Annotated in this window: 16 protein-coding genes, 2 tRNA genes and 3 rRNA genes; 18 read left to right on the top strand and 3 right to left on the bottom strand. The window is 65.0% G+C overall.

Annotation, left to right across the window (positions count from 1 at the left end; genetic code table 11):
- From AC4D2W_RS06115 to thiL, 10 genes are all read left to right on the top strand, one after another.
- Positions 1–124, top strand: a 23S ribosomal RNA gene (locus AC4D2W_RS06115); the annotation flags it as partial.
- Positions 125–445: 321 nt separating this feature from the next.
- A 5S ribosomal RNA gene (gene rrf / locus AC4D2W_RS06110) occupies positions 446–562 on the top strand.
- A gap of 273 nt (positions 563–835) precedes the next feature.
- Positions 836–952 (top strand): 5S ribosomal RNA (gene rrf / locus AC4D2W_RS06105).
- 180 nt (positions 953–1,132) lie between these two features.
- Complete coding sequence (locus tag AC4D2W_RS06100; protein ID WP_490925980.1) at positions 1,133–1,906, top strand: fumarylacetoacetate hydrolase family protein; 774 nt, start codon at positions 1,133–1,135, stop codon at positions 1,904–1,906.
- A gap of 2 nt (positions 1,907–1,908) precedes the next feature.
- Positions 1,909–2,526: a hypothetical protein gene (locus AC4D2W_RS06095; protein WP_490925979.1), complete on the top strand. Its 618-nt coding sequence runs from the start codon at positions 1,909–1,911 to the stop codon at positions 2,524–2,526.
- A gap of 41 nt (positions 2,527–2,567) precedes the next feature.
- Entirely contained in the window at positions 2,568–4,082 is a 1,515-nt protein-coding gene (gene gltX / locus AC4D2W_RS06090) for a glutamate--tRNA ligase (RefSeq protein ID WP_490925978.1), read from the top strand.
- A gap of 4 nt (positions 4,083–4,086) precedes the next feature.
- On the top strand, positions 4,087–4,827 hold the full coding sequence (locus AC4D2W_RS06085; RefSeq protein ID WP_490925977.1) for an HAD family hydrolase: 741 nt from the start codon (positions 4,087–4,089) through the stop codon (positions 4,825–4,827).
- A 130-nt stretch (positions 4,828–4,957) separates the two neighbouring features.
- Positions 4,958–5,029: transfer RNA gene (locus tag AC4D2W_RS06080), tRNA-Gln, on the top strand.
- Between the two features lie 125 nt (positions 5,030–5,154).
- Positions 5,155–5,227: transfer RNA gene (locus tag AC4D2W_RS06075), tRNA-Glu, on the top strand.
- Positions 5,228–5,377: 150 nt separating this feature from the next.
- Positions 5,378–6,388, top strand: coding sequence for a thiamine-phosphate kinase (gene thiL / locus AC4D2W_RS06070; protein WP_490925976.1), 1,011 nt, complete (start codon positions 5,378–5,380; stop codon positions 6,386–6,388).
- Between the two features lie 3 nt (positions 6,389–6,391).
- On the opposite strand, the gene AC4D2W_RS06065 is transcribed toward thiL, so the two are convergent.
- Together AC4D2W_RS06065 and AC4D2W_RS06060 are read right to left on the bottom strand one after the other, a co-directional pair.
- On the bottom strand, positions 6,392–6,814 hold the full coding sequence (locus AC4D2W_RS06065; protein ID WP_490925975.1) for a potassium channel family protein: 423 nt from the start codon (positions 6,812–6,814) through the stop codon (positions 6,392–6,394).
- 37 nt (positions 6,815–6,851) lie between these two features.
- Positions 6,852–7,583: an IclR family transcriptional regulator gene (locus AC4D2W_RS06060; protein WP_490925974.1), complete on the bottom strand. Its 732-nt coding sequence runs from the start codon at positions 7,581–7,583 to the stop codon at positions 6,852–6,854.
- A gap of 142 nt (positions 7,584–7,725) precedes the next feature.
- Between AC4D2W_RS06060 and leuC the strand changes: the two genes are divergently transcribed.
- The 6 genes from leuC to AC4D2W_RS06030 all read left to right on the top strand — a co-directional run bounded on the left by leuC (position 7,726) and on the right by AC4D2W_RS06030 (position 14,355).
- Positions 7,726–9,198, top strand: a complete 1,473-nt coding sequence (gene leuC, locus AC4D2W_RS06055) for a 3-isopropylmalate dehydratase large subunit (RefSeq protein ID WP_490925973.1) — start codon at positions 7,726–7,728, stop codon at positions 9,196–9,198.
- 9 nt (positions 9,199–9,207) lie between these two features.
- Entirely contained in the window at positions 9,208–9,807 is a 600-nt protein-coding gene (gene leuD, locus AC4D2W_RS06050) for a 3-isopropylmalate dehydratase small subunit (protein ID WP_490925972.1), read from the top strand.
- Between the two features lie 244 nt (positions 9,808–10,051).
- Complete coding sequence (murA, locus tag AC4D2W_RS06045; protein WP_490925971.1) at positions 10,052–11,389, top strand: UDP-N-acetylglucosamine 1-carboxyvinyltransferase; 1,338 nt, start codon at positions 10,052–10,054, stop codon at positions 11,387–11,389.
- Between the two features lie 8 nt (positions 11,390–11,397).
- On the top strand, positions 11,398–12,165 hold the full coding sequence (locus tag AC4D2W_RS06040) for a lysophospholipid acyltransferase family protein (protein WP_490925970.1): 768 nt from the start codon (positions 11,398–11,400) through the stop codon (positions 12,163–12,165).
- Entirely contained in the window at positions 12,152–13,213 is a 1,062-nt protein-coding gene (locus AC4D2W_RS06035; protein WP_490925969.1) for an NAD(P)H-dependent glycerol-3-phosphate dehydrogenase, read from the top strand. Before AC4D2W_RS06040 ends, AC4D2W_RS06035 begins: the two co-directional genes overlap by 14 nt.
- A complete protein-coding gene (locus AC4D2W_RS06030; protein WP_490925968.1) occupies positions 13,210–14,355 on the top strand; it encodes a D-alanine--D-alanine ligase family protein in 1,146 nt (381 codons plus the stop codon). The genes AC4D2W_RS06035 and AC4D2W_RS06030 overlap by 4 nt, the downstream gene beginning before the upstream one ends.
- 15 nt (positions 14,356–14,370) lie before the next feature.
- Here the strand turns inward: AC4D2W_RS06030 and AC4D2W_RS06025 are convergent, their stop codons facing one another.
- Positions 14,371–14,847, bottom strand: a complete 477-nt coding sequence (locus AC4D2W_RS06025; protein ID WP_490925967.1) for a DUF3515 domain-containing protein — start codon at positions 14,845–14,847, stop codon at positions 14,371–14,373.
- Between the two features lie 96 nt (positions 14,848–14,943).
- Between AC4D2W_RS06025 and AC4D2W_RS06020 the strand changes: the two genes are divergently transcribed.
- Positions 14,944–15,948, top strand: a complete 1,005-nt coding sequence (locus AC4D2W_RS06020; protein WP_490925966.1) for an LCP family protein — start codon at positions 14,944–14,946, stop codon at positions 15,946–15,948.
- Positions 15,949–16,270: 322 nt separating this feature from the next.
- Positions 16,271–16,723, top strand: coding sequence for a hypothetical protein (locus AC4D2W_RS06015; protein WP_490925965.1), 453 nt, complete (start codon positions 16,271–16,273; stop codon positions 16,721–16,723).
- The last annotated feature ends 7 nt before the right edge of the window (positions 16,724–16,730 follow it).

Below are 16,730 nucleotides of genomic sequence, written 5' to 3'. Positions count from 1 at the left end.
TTTCCATACACCTTGTGTGTGAGAGGCCCCCAGCCAGACCACTGGGTTGATAGGCCGGATGTGGAAGCGGGGACTAAAGACCCGTGAAGCTGACCGGTACTAATAGGCCGATAACTTACACCACAGCACAGTCTGGGCAGGAAACGACTTCAAACGTTCCCGCCAAAGAAGGATTGTGTTAGATCATGCTGCTTGCGTCCACTATGTGGTTCCCGGACAACAAACCCGACGGTTTGTTACCCGTGGAACAGACCACCATACTGTCCCCCTGAATCGGGGGATTGCGATGGGTGGTCACAAAGAAAGTAGGTGCGTGCCCTTGAGGGGTTTCGTGTCTGCTTGGAACGATCATGTTCATGACGGGATGCCAGGGATGGTGTCCTGGTCGTGGCCCCACAGATTTCCCCTGGACCGGTTTTGTGCCGGTGTTGCGGGGGGCTAGGGTTACGGCGGTCATAGCGTGGGGGAAACGCCCGGTCCCATTCCGAACCCGGAAGCTAAGACCCACAGCGCCGATGGTACTGCATCCGGGAGGGTGTGGGAGAGTAGGTCACCGCCGGACAATATTTGAGGAAAGAGCCTGTACCAGTGTTGGTACAGGCTCTTTCTGTTTATCAAGCCGATCTAGCAGCCGGCCCGGTAACAGCATGGGCGGCTCGCCGGCAGGGTATTGGCCAGGCCGGCTCAGGTGCGGAAAATCACACGATGAGCCCGCTCGGCTGCAGGCCCTGTGGTCAGAACCGGCCAAAACAAGCGATATACTTGTATAGCAGCAACCCGAGAGGGCAGCTTGTACCCATAGATTTCCCGCCGTGAAAACGGCCGGGGCAAGGGTTACGGCGGTCATAGCGTGGGGGAAACGCCCGGTCCCATTCCGAACCCGGAAGCTAAGACCCACAGCGCCGATGGTACTGCATCCGGGAGGATGTGGGAGAGTAGGTCACCGCCGGACAATATTTGGCAGAGAGGTTCAGGCCCGCACATTGTGCGGGCCTGAACTGTTTAACACGGCAGATAACTCACAGTGCCCGTCGTCCGCTCGAAAAACGGCGCCGGGACGCGGCACCGGAAAGTGGAAGCAGGACCCGCGCACTGGAGCGGAACCGGGCTTTCGTCTACTAGGCTTGAGTGCATGCGTATTGCTCGATTTGTACTAGACAGTGACCCAGCGTTCGGCGTCGTGGACGGTGACGAAGGCCAGGAAGAGATTGCCGTCATCAAGGGCGATCCGTTCTTCTCCGGAGTGCAGCTCACGGGTGAGCGGCACAAGCTCGAGGACGTCCGGCTCCTGGCGCCGATCATCCCCCGCAGCAAAGTGGTGGGCATCGGACGCAACTACGCGGACCATGCCAATGAAATGGGCAATGAGGTGCCTCCGGCTCCGCTGATGTTCCTCAAGCCCAACACCTCGGTGATCGGCCCCAATGACCCCATCGTCCTGCCGGCCTTCTCCGACGAGGTCTCCTATGAGGCTGAGCTCGCCGTCGTCATCGGACGCATCTGCAAGGACGTCCCGCTGGAACGGGTGGACGAAGTTGTGTTCGGCTACACCTGTGCCAATGACCTCACCGCACGCGATGCCCAGCGCACCGACAACCAGTGGGCCCGGGCCAAGGGTTTTGACACGTCCTGCCCGCTCGGACCCTGGATTGAAACGGAATTGGACACCGATGATGTGGCCGTCCGCGGCTACCTCAACGGTGAGCTGGTTCAGGACGGCAACACCAGCGAGATGATCTGGGGAGTAAAGGAGCTCGTCTCCTACGTGTCGCAGGCCTTCACCCTGCTCCCCGGTGACGTCATCCTTACCGGTACGCCCGCCGGCGTCGGCCTGATTTCCGACGGAGAGCGGTACGAGGTCTCCATCGAAGGCATCGGCCGCCTGTCGAACACCGCCCGCAGCTAAACGTGGGCACCCCCGGCGCCGGACCCGCGCGCAACCGCGCATCGGTCCGGCGCCTTTTGCCGCCCGGAGCCGTGTGGGCGGCTGCCCTTTTCGCCGCGCCTTTCTTGAACGACGGCGGGGCATCCGCGCTGATCTGGGGCGCAGGCTCTGCGGTGCTCATCGCACTGTTTCCCTGGGCCCTGGTCACCATCCTGGACCGGCGCGGAGATCTGCGCCGCGGAATCGAACGGCTGGGCGCACCCCCGGTCATCCTCGGAGGACTCGGCGCCGCGTACGTGGTCCTGCGCATCATCCAGTGGACGGACGGCCCGCGGGCCCTGGCCGCTGTCGTCTTTTCCCTGATCGCCGCCTACACCCTGACCCGGGTGCTGGCACGGGCGGTCCGGCTGGAATGGGTCAGCGTCACGTACGGTGCGGCCGCCGTCGTACTGCCTGTCCTGCTTTACCTGTTGATTCCCGGTGCCGCGGGCATTGCCGCGGCTGCGGCAGCGCTCGTCCTGTGCCTCGCCGGACTGCTGGGCAGCGGCCGCCAGGCCGGAGGGAAGACTGCTGCAGCGGCTGCCGCAGGTGTGCTTGCCGGCGGCGGAGTGTTCCTCTGGCTGCTCTGCTACAGCTTCTGAACGTTCGGGCAAACGCAGCAAGAGACTAAACTGGAAGCATCATGACTAACCTGCCTTCACTTGCCGACCTGCCCACCGTCGATGACAACACGCCAGTGCGCGTGCGGTTCTGTCCCTCACCTACCGGAACCCCGCACGTGGGCCTCATCCGGACCGCCCTGTTCAACTGGGCCTACGCCAAGCACACCGGCGGAAAAATGGTGTTCCGCATCGAGGACACCGACACCGCCCGTGACAGCGAAGAGAGCTTCCTGCAGCTCCTGGACGCGTTGGACTGGCTGGGCATCACCTGGGATGAAGGCGTCAACGTTGGCGGCCCGCATGAACCGTACCGCCAGTCGCAGCGCGGCGAGATCTACCAGGACGTCATCGCCAAGCTCAAGGACGCCGGACACCTGTACGAGTCCTACTCCACGCCGGAGGAGATCGAGGCCCGCCACCGTGCCGCCGGCCGCGACATCAAGCTCGGCTATGACAACTATGACCGCGACCTGACGCCTGAGCAGATCGAGTCCTTCAAGGCCGAGGGCCGGCAGCCGGTGCTGCGCGTGCGCATGCCCGATGAGGACATCACGTTCAACGACCTCGTGCGCGGCGAAATCACCTTCAAGGCCGGCACCGTTCCGGACTTTGTGGTGGTCCGCGCCAACGGCGCCCCGCTCTACACGCTCGTGAACCCGGTGGATGATGCGCTCATGGGCATCACCCACGTGCTTCGCGGCGAGGACCTGCTGTCCTCCACCCCGCGCCAGATTGCGCTGTACCGGGCCCTGATCGACGTTGGAGTCGCCCAGTACATGCCGCTTTTCGGCCACCTGCCCTACGTCATGGGCGGCGGCAACAAGAAGCTCTCCAAGCGCGACCCGGAGTCCAGCCTCTTCCTGCACCGCGAACGCGGCTTCATCCCCGAGGGCCTGCTCAACTACCTCTCCCTGCTGGGCTGGTCCCTGTCCGCGGACGAGGACATCTTTACCGTTGACCAGCTGGTGGAACACTTCGACATCCACGACGTCCTGGCCAACCCGGCCCGCTTTGACATCAAGAAAGCCGAAGCCATCAACGGCACCCATGTGCGGATGCTGGATCCCGAAGACTTCCGGAACCGGCTGGTGCCGTACCTGCAGCAGGCCGGGCTGGTGGGGGAGACCCTGACCGCCCGCGAAGAGGAGATCCTCACCGAGGCCGCCCCGCTGGTCCAGGAACGCATCGCCCTGCTGGGTGAGGCTCCGGAGATGCTCGGTTTCCTGTTCAAGGCCGACGACGCCATTGACGTGGCCGACGACGCGCGGAAGGGCCTTCCCGAGAACCTCACCGAGGTGCTGGACGCCGCCATCGCTGCGCTGGAACCGGTTACGAACTGGACGGCCGAGAACATCCAGGCCGCGCTGCGCACTGCCCTGGTGGAGGAGATGGACATCAAGCCGCGCAAGGCTTTCGGCCCGGTCCGCACCGCTGTCTCCGGCCGGCGCATCTCGCCGCCGCTGTTTGAGTCCATGGTGATCCTGGGCAAGGACTCCTCGCTCGCCCGCCTGAATGCCTTCCGCAACGCAGGCTAGCAACATGTCCCGCCGCCCGCAGGTCCGCGGGGTGCTCTTCGACATCGATGAGACCCTCGTGGACCTGCGGGCTGCCATGGGTACCACCCTGCAATTGGTCAGTGCGGAGGACCTGGCGCACTTCACGCCGGGGGACTGGGACGCTTACACGTCCCTTTTCGCGGCCGATCCGCAGGGACACTATGATGCGTACCTTGCAGGGCATCTGAGTTTTGCGGACCAGCGGGTGCTGCGCGTGCAGCACGCCCGGGAGCAGGCAGGCCTGGCACCGCTGGACAGCGATGCCGCCCGGATCTGGAACGAAGCCTACGAAGAGATGCTGCCGCTGCACTTTCGGGCGTTCGACGACGTCGTGCCGCTTCTGGATGAGCTGGACGCCCGCGGCATTGGATACGGGGCGGTGAGCAACAATGTCCACGACTATCAACGGGCAAAGCTCGACGCCGCAGGACTGCGGCGGATCAAGATCCTCGTGGGCACCGACACCGTTGGGGCCGCCAAGCCGGATCCGGCAATCTTCCGTGAGGGAGTGCGGCTGCTGGGCACCGGGGCAGCGCAGACACTTTATGTGGGGGACAACCTGCGCGTGGATGCCGAAGGGGCCTGCGCGGCAGGTCTGCAGGGTATCTGGCTGGACCGTGCCGGAAACCCCTCGCCGGTAAGGGGCACCGGAAAGGTCTTGGTTTCCGGGGATGTTGTCACCGTGCGCTCCCTGGCCGAAGTGCCGGATTTGCTCCCGGGCTGACCCGGACGGCAGCAGGCCAGAGGTGCAGATCAGCCGTTTTGTACTTCCTCCGGAAGGCGTGTATAGTTGTATCTCGTGCTGAGGGGTTGCAGCAGAGAATAACTTCTCTGAAGCGGCCGGAAAAGCGCAGTGGGATATGGTGTAATTGGCAACACATCGGTTTCTGGTACCGACATTCTAGGTTCGAGTCCTGGTATCCCAGCGGTTCTCATTCGATAAGAAATTATCGATTTGTGGAACAACGGTAAGTGTGAAAAACTTATTGAGCTCAATTTGAAGTTGAGCAAACGGAAAGCAGGACGCCTTCAGGGCAGATTGCTTGTACCTGGCCCCATCGTATAGCGGCCTAGTACGCTGCCCTCTCACGGCGGTAACGCGGGTTCGAATCCCGCTGGGGTCACAAATTAGCCGGCTCCGGACATTATGTCCGGGGCCGGTTTTGTTTTGCCCGGATATTTCTCCGACCGCATTGTTGCGGCAGTGCCTGGGCTCCGCTTCGGGCATGCTAATTTCGAAACCTTATCCGCTCCCTAAACCCGAGGAACAGCCTGTGCCGTCCGATCCCCTGACCGTGGACCAGCTCGATGAAAAGGCGCTCCTGGCCCGGATCTTTCCGCGGCTGGGACCGGACACCGCGCTGCTGGGCCCCGGCGATGACGCAGCGGTGATAGCAGCCCCGGACGGCCGGTCGGTGATTTCCATCGACACCCTGGTCCAGGACGCTGATTTCCGGCTGGCCTGGCCGTCGGGCTACCGGACCACGGGGTTCGACGTCGGGTGGAAGTGCGTGGCGCAGAACGTTTCCGACATCCGTGCCATGGGCGCCGTCCCGACGTCCCTCGTCGTCAGCCTCACCCTTCCCGGCAGCACGGAAGTGGGCTGGGTGGAGGACCTTGCGGACGGGCTGGCTGCCGGCATCTCATCCCTGGCCCCCGAACGCTGCTCCGTGGTGGGCGGGGACCTGGGGCGAGGCAGCCAGATAGTGGTGACAGCGGCCGTCACGGGTGATTTGGAGGGCCGGGCCCCGGTGCTGCGCTCAGGAGCCCGCCCGGGCGACGTTCTGGCCCACATCGGCGCGCTGGGGCTTGCTGCGGGCGGACTGGCTGTGCTGGAGAGCGGCGTCGACATGACACATCCCGGGGAAGGTGATGATCAGGAGCTTGCCGGCTTGCTCATGGCCCAGTGCCGGCCCCGGCTGCCCCCGACCGGATCCGGGCCCGCCGCAGCGGTTGCCGGTGCCACCGCCATGCTGGATGTCTCCGACGGGCTGGTGCGCGACGCCGGCCGGATCGCCCGCGCCTCCGGAGTGGGCATCGACCTCGACGCCGGCAGCCTCCGCACCAGGGCCGAGTCCCTGGCACCGGCAGCAGTCCGGCTCGGTGCCGACCCGCTGGCCTGGGTCCTGGGCGGAGGAGAGGACCACGGCCTCCTGGCGGCCTTCCCTCCGGACGCGGTGCTGCCCGAAGGTTTTGTCCGAATCGGCACGGTGCACGACGGCGGGGGCGTCACTTTCGGCGGACAGGCCCCGCCGGTGACCGGCTGGGACCACTTCGCCGGCTGACAGCTACCGCAGGATATGCCGGTTTCGGATCCGCTCCGCGAGGGTTAACAGCTCTTCGCGGGAAAGGTCCGGCAGGTTTTCCATCTCGCTGATCAGTTCATCGAGGCTGGTGTTGGCGCGGGTGCGGAGGATTTCACTGTAGTAACCGACAATGACACCGGTGGCCAGCGCCACCACCAGGATGCCGTAGAGCGCCACGATAACTGTGATGAGACGGCCCAGCCCGGTGACCGGAACAATGTCGCCGTAGCCAATCGTGGTGAAGGAAACAAAAAGGAACCAGAGGGCATCACCGAAGTCCTCGACGTCGGGTTCCAGCCGGGGCAGCAGCAGCGCCGCTGCCCCGAGCACCACGAGGAATCCGGTGAAGACCCCGTCCGCTCCGGTGGTGCGGACAATGTTCCAGAGCAGGCGCAGCCGTTTCATGGGAACTCCTCGGAATCGGAAGAGTCCCAGACTAGGGCTAGTCGGCGCTCTTCCGCAGTGCTTCAGTCAGCTGCGCGGCAGCCTTGGAGACCACTTCGGCGTGGATCCGGCCGGGCTGGCGGGTCAGGCGCTCGATGGGACCGGAGATGGACACCGCGGCAATGACGCGGCCGGACGGGCCGCGCACGGGAGCGGACACCGAAGCCACGCCGGGCTCGCGTTCGCCCAGGCTCTGTGCCCAGCCGCGGCGCCGGACACCGGCCAAAACCGTGGGGGTGAACCGGGCGTTGTGCAGGCCTTCGAGGAGGCGGTCATGGTCCTCCCAGGCCAGCAGGCACTGTGCGGCGGAACCGGCCTTCATGGACAGCTGCGTGCCCACCGGGATGGTGTCCCGCAGGCCGATCGGCCGTTCAGCGGAGGCCACACAGACCCGCCATTCACCCTGCCGGCGGAAAACCTGCGAACTTTCGCCGGTGGCGTCGCGCAGGGCCAGCAGCACGGGTCCGGCAGCAGCGATCAACCGGTCCTCGCCGGCGGCCGAGGCCAGCTCCACCAGCCGGCCGCCCAGCACAAACCGCCCCTGGATGTCACGGCCCACCAGCCGGTGGTGGGCCAGCGCGACGGCGAGCCGGTGCACCGTGGGACGGGCAAGTCCGGTGGCGGCTACCAGCTGCGCCAGGGTGGTGGGCCCGGCCTCCAGCGCGTCGAGTACGAGGGCCGCTTTATCAATCACGCCGACGCCGCTGGCCGAGGCTTCTGTTGTGTCCATAGCTTGATACTGCCGTCTCATTATTTGAGATGCAAATCGAAAAAGTAGCGCCCATGCAGCTGCGGCTGGTTGTGTTGAAAACATCGGCTTTGCGCGGCCCTCTTTTTGGTCCGCGGAAGACACTTCACAAGGAGCATCAGGCATGGGTGAGTACGCAGCAGGCAGGACGCTTGCAGAAAAGGTCTGGGACGAACACGTTGTCGTCAAGGGCGAAGACGGAGCGCCGGACCTGCTCTACATCGACCTTCACCTCATCCACGAGGTCACCTCGCCGCAGGCCTTTGAAGGGCTTCGGCTGGCCGGCCGGAAACTGCGGCGCCCTGACCTCACCATCGCCACCGAAGACCACAACACCCCCACCCTGGATATCGACAAGCCCATAGCAGATCCCATCAGCCGCACCCAGATTGAGACACTGCGGGCCAACTGCGCGGAATTCGGTGTGCGGCTGCATCCCCTGGGCGACGCCGAACAGGGAATTGTGCACGTGGTCGGACCGCAGCTGGGCCTGACCCAGCCCGGCCTGACCGTGGTCTGCGGCGATTCCCACACCTCCACCCACGGCGCCTTCGGAGCGCTGGCCATGGGCATTGGCACCTCCGAGGTGGAGCACGTCATGGCCACCCAGACACTGTCGCTGAAGCCCTTCAAGACCATGGCCATCACCGTGGAAGGCACCCTCCGCCCCGGTGTCACGTCCAAGGACATCATCCTGGCCGTCATCGCCAAGATCGGCACCGGCGGCGGGCAGGGCTACGTGCTCGAGTACCGCGGATCAGCCATCCGCTCCCTGTCCATGGAAGCCCGGATGACCATCTGCAACATGTCCATCGAAGCAGGCGCCCGCGCGGGCATGGTGGCCCCGGACGAGACCACGTTCGCCTACCTCAAGGACAAGCCGCACGCGCCGCAGGGCGCGGACTGGGATGCCGCCGTCGAGCACTGGACGTCGCTGGCAACGGACGACGACGCCGTGTTCGACGCCGAAGTGTTCCTGGACGCCGAGGCCCTGGAGCCGTTCGTCACCTGGGGCACCAACCCCGGCCAGGGCGTCTCGCTCTCGGAATCCGTTCCGGACCCGGCGGACTTTGGTGACGAGAACGCCCGCGCCGCCGCGGAACGCGCCCTGGCCTACATGGACCTGGCTGCCGGCACGCCCATGAAGGACATCCGGGTGGACACGGTGTTCCTGGGCTCCTGCACCAACAGCCGGATCGAGGACCTGCGCATTGCGGCGGACATTATCCGAGGCCGGCAGAAGGATCCGAACATCCGCATGATGGTGGTGCCCGGCTCCGCCCGGGTGCGGCTGGAAGCGGAAGCTGAAGGCCTGGACCGCGTGTTCAAGGACTTCGGTGCCGAATGGCGCTTTGCCGGCTGCTCTATGTGCCTGGGCATGAACCCGGACCAGCTGGCCCCGGGGGAGCGGTGTGCCTCCACCTCCAACCGCAACTTTGAGGGCCGCCAGGGCAAGGGCGGCCGCACGCATCTGGTGTCGCCGGTGGTCGCCGCTGCCACCGCCGTCCGCGGCACCCTGAGTTCACCCTCGGACCTCGAGCCGCTTTCCGCCGCCGGCTCCGCCGCCGCCCCCGCCTACGTCCAGCCCGCCCGCTAGGAGCCCGCCATGGAAAAGATCACCACCCACACCGGCATTGGGGTGCCGCTGCGCCAAAGCGACGTGGACACCGACCAGATCATTCCCGCCGTATACCTCAAGCGGATTACCCGCACCGGTTTTGAGGACGCCCTGTTCGCGGCCTGGCGCAAGGATGAGAACTTCATCCTGAACCGGGCGCCCTACAGTGCCGGATCCGTCCTGGTGGCCGGCCCCGACTTCGGCACCGGCTCGTCCCGGGAGCACGCCGTCTGGGCGCTGAAGGACTACGGGTTCCGGGCCGTGCTGTCCTCCCGTTTCGCGGACATCTTCCGGGGCAACGCAGGCAAGCAGGGGCTGGTGGCTGCGCAGCTGGCACAGGATGACATTGAACTCATCTGGAAAGTGCTTGAACACTCACCCGGCACCGAAGTGACAGTGGACCTGGAAGCCCGCACAGTGGTGTGCGGATCGGTGACCGCCCCCTTCTCCATTGATGAATACACCCGCTGGCGGCTCCTTGAAGGGCTGGATGACATTTCCCTCACCCTCCGGAAAGAGTCCAATATCACAGAGTTTGAATCCCGCCGCCCTGCATTCAAGCCAATAACGCTTCCGGCCCTCGCCTAAACGGCGCTGCGGCAGGATTTGCGCCTCGCCCGGTTTCGTAGCCGGCGCGGAAAATCAGTATTATTGATGGGCCCCCAGCCGGGGGCCCATCGTCTTTTCCGCAACCGGTACACCTGCGCCGGAGTGCGGGCCGCCGGCCCGCCCCGGGGACGGCGATATTTCAGTATGCGGACGCTTGCTCCTATGCTTGAGTGCAGTCTCTCTTTGTTGATGGGGCATTCCAGGAAAAAGAAATTAGGTGTTCATGGGTAGCGTTCTAACCATCCGTGGTGGAGTTCCTCTGACAGGAAAAGTGCCCGTCCGCGGAGCTAAGAACCTTGTTCCCAAGGCCATGGTTGCGGCGTTGCTTGGCAATAGCCCTTCACTGCTGCGCAACGTTCCGGAAATCAAGGACGTTGAGGTTGTCACCTCGCTGTTGAAGCTGCACGGCGTTGAAGTAACCAAGGATCCCGTCACCGGGGACCTGACCATGGATCCGCAGAACGCCAAGACGGCTGCGTCCAAGGATATTGACGCGCATGCCGGCGATTCCCGCATCCCGATTCTGCTGTGCGGTCCGCTGATGCACAGCCTGGGTGAGGCCTTCATCCCGGACCTGGGCGGCTGCAAAATTGGCGACCGGCCCATCGACTTCCACCTGCAGATGCTGCGGAACTTCGGCGCCGTGGTGGAAAAGCGTCCCGGCGGAATCTCCATTTCCGCCCCCAAGGGCCTGACCGGCGCCAAGCTGGAACTGCCTTACCCCAGCGTCGGAGCCACTGAGCAGGTGCTGCTGACCGCGGTGAAGGCCGTGGGCATCACCGAGCTGCGCGGTGCCGCCGTGGAACCCGAAATCCTGGACCTCATTGCCGTGCTGCAGAAAATGGGCGCGATCATCACGGTCCAGACTGACCGGGTTATCCGCATTGAGGGCGTCTCCGAGCTGACCGGATACAACCACCGTGCACTGCCTGACCGCAACGAAGCTGCCTCCTGGGCCTCCGCCGCACTGGTGACCAAGGGCGACATCTACGTTGAAGGCGCCTCCCAGCAGGACCTGACGGCGTTCCTGAACACCTACCGCAAGATCGGCGGCGCCTTCGACGTCGACGACGGCGGCATCCGCTTCTACCACCCGGGCGGGGCACTGAACCCCCTCGTGCTGGAAACCGACGTCCACCCGGGCTTCATGACCGACTGGCAGCAGCCGCTGGTGGTTGCACTGACCCAGGCGCAGGGCGTGTCCATCGTCCACGAAACCGTGTACGAGAACCGCTTCGGTTTCACTGATGCACTGATCCGCATGGGTGCGAACATCCAGGTTCACCGCGAATGCCTCGGAAGCGTGCCCTGCCGGTTCGGCCAGCGCAACTTCCTGCACTCGGCAGTCATCTCCGGCCCCGTCAGCCTTAAGGGCGCCGAGATCGACATTCCGGATCTTCGCGGCGGCTTCAGCCACCTCATTGCGGCACTGGCCGCGGAGGGAACCTCGCGAGTCACGGGAATCGAACTGATCAACCGGGGATACGAGCACTTCCTCGAGAAGCTCGAAGCCCTCGGCGCCGATTTCGACGTCGAGGTCCTTCAGGCAAGCGGCAGGTAAGCGCAACCATGGCTGAGTCGGTCAAATCACGGGCGGCATTCGCCTTCCTGGCGGGCACCATGCGGCCGGTAATGAACCTCCTGCTGCGCAAGCAGTGGGAGGGACTGGAAAACCTTCCCAGGGACACCGGGTTCATTGCCTGCCCCAATCACGTGACGGAGATCGACCCGGTGGTAGTGGGGCACTTCTTCTACAACCAGAAGATCATGCCCCGCTACCTGGCCAAGGCCTCGCTCTTCAAGGTTCCGGTCCTGGGTGCCGCACTGCGCGCCACCGACCAGGTTCCGGTGCAGCGCGTCACCGCGGGCGCCTCGGCGTCGCTGAAGAGCGCCCGAACAGTGATCGACGCCGGCGGTGCGCTGATTATCTACCCCGAGGGAACGCTGACCCGCGACCCCGACCTGTGGCCCATGCGCGGACGCACCGGAGCGGCAAGGCTTGCCCTGCAGACCGGAGCTCCCGTGGTGCCCGTGGCCCACTGGGGAGCCGAAGCGGTGCTGCCCCGCTACAGCAAGCGCATCCACCTGTTTCCCCGCAAGACGGTGCGGCTGCGCGTCGGCACGCCCGTGGACCTCTCGGACCTCCGCGGCCAGCCGATGACCAAGTCCGTGCTGGACACCGCCACCGAACGCATCATGGACAGCCTTACCGCCCTGGTGGGCGAACTGCGGAACGAAACTCCGCCGCCCGTGCGCTGGGATCCGGCCCTCAAGGGCCAGAAACCCACCGGCAGGGATTTTGATCAGAACGGAACGGACAAGAATGAGCTGGCGTAACAACACCTATCCAGGGGCGGTGGCCGTCCTGGGCGCCGGCAGCTGGGGGACCACCTTCGCGAAGATCGTCGCTGATGCCGGCGCCGCCCGCGGAAGGGACGCACTCGGCACGAGCGTCCGCATCTGGGCGCGCCGCCCGGAAATCGCCGAAGAAATCAACGGCCAGCACCGCAACAGCCAGTATCTGAAAGACACTGTCCTGCCCGCGGGCCTGACCGCGTCCGCGGACCCCGCTGAGGTGCTCGCCGGTGCCGAACTGGTGGTGCTCGCCGTTCCGGCGCAGACCCTTCGCGCCCAGCTGCGCAGTATCCGGCACCTGATTCCGGAGGGCGCCGTCGTCGTTTCCCTGATGAAGGGCCTCGAAGTCGGCACGGACTCGCGGATGAGCCAGGTCATTGAAGAGGAACTGCACTGGCCCCAGGACCGCGTGGCTGTTATCTCCGGCCCCAACCTGGCCATGGAGATTGCCAACCGGCAGCCCACCGCATCGGTGGTGGCCTGCTCCGACCTGGAAACTGCTGCCTGGATTGCCCGGGCCTGCACGGCACCCTACTTCCGCCCGTACACCAACACGGACGTGGTGGGCACCGAAATCGGCGGCATCGTCAAGAACGTCATTGCCCTGGCCGTTGGCATCTGCGAGGGCAAGGGCATGGGGGACAACACCAAGGCCTCGGTCATGACCCGCGGCCTGGCCGAGACCACGCGCCTGGCCCTGGCCCTGGGCGGCAACGCCGAAACCATGGCCGGCCTGGCCGGGATGGGCGACCTCATTGCCACCTGCTCCTCCCCGCTGTCCCGCAACCACACCGCCGGCCGGCTGCTGGCGCAGGGCCTGACGCTGGAGGAAGTCAACGCCTCCATGAAGCAGACCGCCGAAGGCATCAAGTCGGCGCAGGCCGTGCTGGACCGTGCCACCCAGCTGGGCGTCAACATGCCCATCACCGAAAACGTGGTTGCCGTCCTGCAGGGCGAAATCACCGTTGATGAACTGGGACCGCGCCTGCTGTCCCGCGAACTGAAATCCGAAGGTGTGCAGGTTCCGTGAGTACTAACCCCGTAATTCCCGATGCCGCCGCCGGCGGACGCCCCCGCGTGGCAGTCCTCTTCGGCGGACGGTCCAGCGAGCACGCGGTGAGCTGCGTAACGGCCGCCGGCGTGCTGGAAGCCATCGACCGCACCAAGTACGACGTCGTTCCCGTGGGCATTGCGCGCAACGGGCAGTGGTCGCTTGTCTCGGCCGACCCCGCATCGTGGTCCCTGCGCTCCGAATCCCTCCCTGAGGTTGCCCCCGGCGCTGAGAGCATTGTCCTGTCCGCGGACAGCAACGGCTCCGAGCTGGTGGCCCACTCCGAGGGGTCGCTGCCGCGCAGCATGGGCCGCATCGACGTCGTCTTCCCCGTGCTCCACGGTCCGTTCGGCGAAGACGGGACGCTGCAGGGGATGCTGGAAATGGCGGATATCCGCTACGTGGGCGCCGGCGTCCTGGCATCCGCCGTGGGCATGGACAAGCACTACATGAAAGTGGTGTTTGAATCCGCAGGGTTGAAGGTGGGCCCGTACGAGGTCATCACGGACCGACAGTGGGAAAAAGACGCCCAGGCCTGCCTGGACCGGTCCGCCAAGCTGGCGTTCCCGCTGTTCGTTAAACCGGCACGGGGCGGTTCCTCCATGGGCATCACCCGGGTGGCGGATCCTGCCGGGCTGCGGGCCGCGATTGAAGCAGCCCGCCTGCATGACCCCAAGGTCGTGGTCGAAGCCGGAATTGTCGGCCGCGAAATCGAGGTGGCAGTGCTTCAGGGCCGCGGCACCGAGGACCCCCGCACCAGCTCTCCCGGCGAGGTGGCCGTCCAGGACGGCGGGCACGAGTGGTATGACTTTGAGGCGAAGTACGTGGACGGAACCGCCGCCCAGCTCAGCTGCCCGGCGGACCTTCCCGAAGACATTTCGGAGCAGGTCCAGAACCTGGCCGCTGCCGCCTTCGAGGCAGTTGGCGGGGAAGGGCTGTCCCGCGTGGACTTCTTCTACACGCCGGACGGCGAGCTGATCATCAATGAGATCAACACCATGCCCGGCTTTACGCCCATCAGCATGTATCCGCAGATGTGGGCCAAGTCCGGCCTGCCGTATACGGAACTGATCGATGAACTGATTTCCCTGGCGCTGGCCCGCAAAACCGGTCTGCGCTGACGCCGGCTGCCGGTGCTACTGCGCCGGCAGCTCGAGATCGCTGCTGCTCACGCAGCTGCGGGTGGGTTCGATCCGGGCCACCGAATTCTCCAGCTGCACCAGAAGTGTTGAAGAAGACACTTCCTCCGGATCGAAAATGACTTCAACCGCCGGTTCCCGGCCGTAGGTGGTGGCGGTCCACGTGGCATCGTCTTCGCGCAGGATCCAGTCGACGCCGTTAACCGTGGCACACTCGTCGGTGGTTGGCCCTGGAACCGGAACTCCGCAGCGCAGAATGATCTTGGACGGATTTCCCCAGGCCGAGCTGGCCTGGCTGTCCGTTTTGCGCTGTTCCTGGCCGGCGAGTTCCGCGGGCAAAGCCACCATCACCTCGGCGCAGTCCGGGTTGCCGGCGTCCGGAGCCGCTTCAATGTCGGCAACCGGAGAGCAGGCGGTCAGGCCGGCGGCGAGGGCAAGGACGGCCGCCGTCAGGGCAGCGCGGGAGGAGAACATGCCTTAAAGGTTATCTTCCCCGGGTCCTCCAAAAGGAATCCGGGGTTTAGCCCCCGGGCCGCCAGGCTCATAGCTCGTTAGACTCAGGGAGTTTTTATGACGCAGTACGTTCATGGCCATGAGCAGCCGGCAGCCCGCCGGCGGCATCCGTTGCGCAACACCGTGATGGTTTTGCTGGTGCTCCTGATCACCGCGGCGCTGATAGCCGGCGGCTATCTCTGGAGCCTGGCCCGCAGCTTTGACAACGGCACCACCACCATTGAAAACGCCCTCCCCGCCAACAGTCCCCTCAAGGACCCGCGGGCGGGGAACTCGCAGAACATCCTGCTGATCGGCACCGATGAGCGCGACCCCGGGTCCGAGGCCGCCAGGTCCGACACCATGATGCTGCTTCACGTTCCCAGCGACGGAAGTGCCGCCTACGTCATGTCCATCATGCGGGACACCTGGACGGACATACCCGGCTACGGCGAGCACAAAATCAATGCGGCCATGGCCCTGGGCGGGGTCCCGCTGGTGGTGGATACCGTGCAAACCATGTTTGACGCCCCGGTTGACCACGTGGCCATTGTGGACTTTGAAGGATTCAAGGGGCTCACCGATGCGCTGGGCGGGGTGGAGGTGGATAACCCGCTGGAGTTCTCTTCCAGCATTGCCGACGACCATTTCCCGGCTGGAGTTGTCTCCCTGGACGGAGACTCCGCCCTGAACTATGTGCGTGAACGAAAAGCCTTCGCCGAGGGGGACTATCAGCGGGTCCGCAACCAGCAGACATTTGTCCGGGGATTGATCTCCTCGGCCCTGTCAAAGGAAACACTCCTGAACCCGGTCCGGGTCAGCCGTGCGGTGTCGGAAATTTCCCCCTACCTCAGCGTTGACGAGGACCTCGACGCCGCCGCTGCGGGCCGGCTTGCCTTTTCTCTGCGCTCAGTTCGCGGCGGAAATATTGAAATGTTTACCCTGCCCACGGTGGGCACCGGAACTTCAAGCGACGGACAGTCTATTGTGATCAAGGACGAAGCGTCCATTGCCGAGATTGCACAGGCACTGGACACTGACACAATGGCAGAATATCTGGCAGCTAATAGTGGGGGCATATAGCGTGAATGCAGGGCTCTGGCGGCGACGGGCCGGAACCGCCGCGGCGGTTGCCGTGCTTTTCTCATCCGTGGCAGCGGGACCGGCGCTGGCGGTTCAAACCCCGCCGCCGGGTGTGCCCACCCCAGGGCCCAGCGTTCCGCCGGCACCCACCATCCCTCCGCCCGTGGCCCCCGCCCCGGAGCCTCCCGTGAATCCGGTGCCTGCTCCGCCTCCCTCCACGCCCGCTCCGGCCCCCGTGCCGGACCCGGTCCCTGTTCCGGAGCCGGAACCCGCGCCGGAGCCCGCCCCGGCGGCCCCTGCCATTGATCCCGCAACCGGATACGTGATCGACGCCGCCACCGGCTATCTGGTGCATCCGGAGACGGGCTGGCTGATTGAAAGCGGAACCGGATATCTCATTGAACCCGGGAGCATGCTGTACACGGACTATCGGTGGGATCCGATGACCGGTGTGGTGCAGCTGGGGGCAGAAACCACGCCTTCCCCCACGCCGTCGGCAACTCCTTCCCCCACGCCGTCGGCCTCTGCAACCCGCACCTCCACGCCCAGCCCTTCACCCACCCGGACAAAGGCCAGCGCGCCGGCAGCGGGAGCAGGATCGGACAAAACCCCGGTGGCTGCGGAATCGGCGGCGGCAAAAGATGAAGCCGGTTCGGACTGGATGATTCGGAGTTTGGTTATTTTGCTGCTTTTGACCGGCGGCGCTGTTTACTATTCAAAAATGCGCGGATCAGGCGCGGCGGAAACATTAAATCGTTCAACAAGACGAGAGTAGACTAGGC

It is taken from the genome of Arthrobacter sp. TJ-58 (genome assembly GCF_058269295.1).
This window is presented reverse-complemented; position numbering and strand designations above follow the sequence as displayed.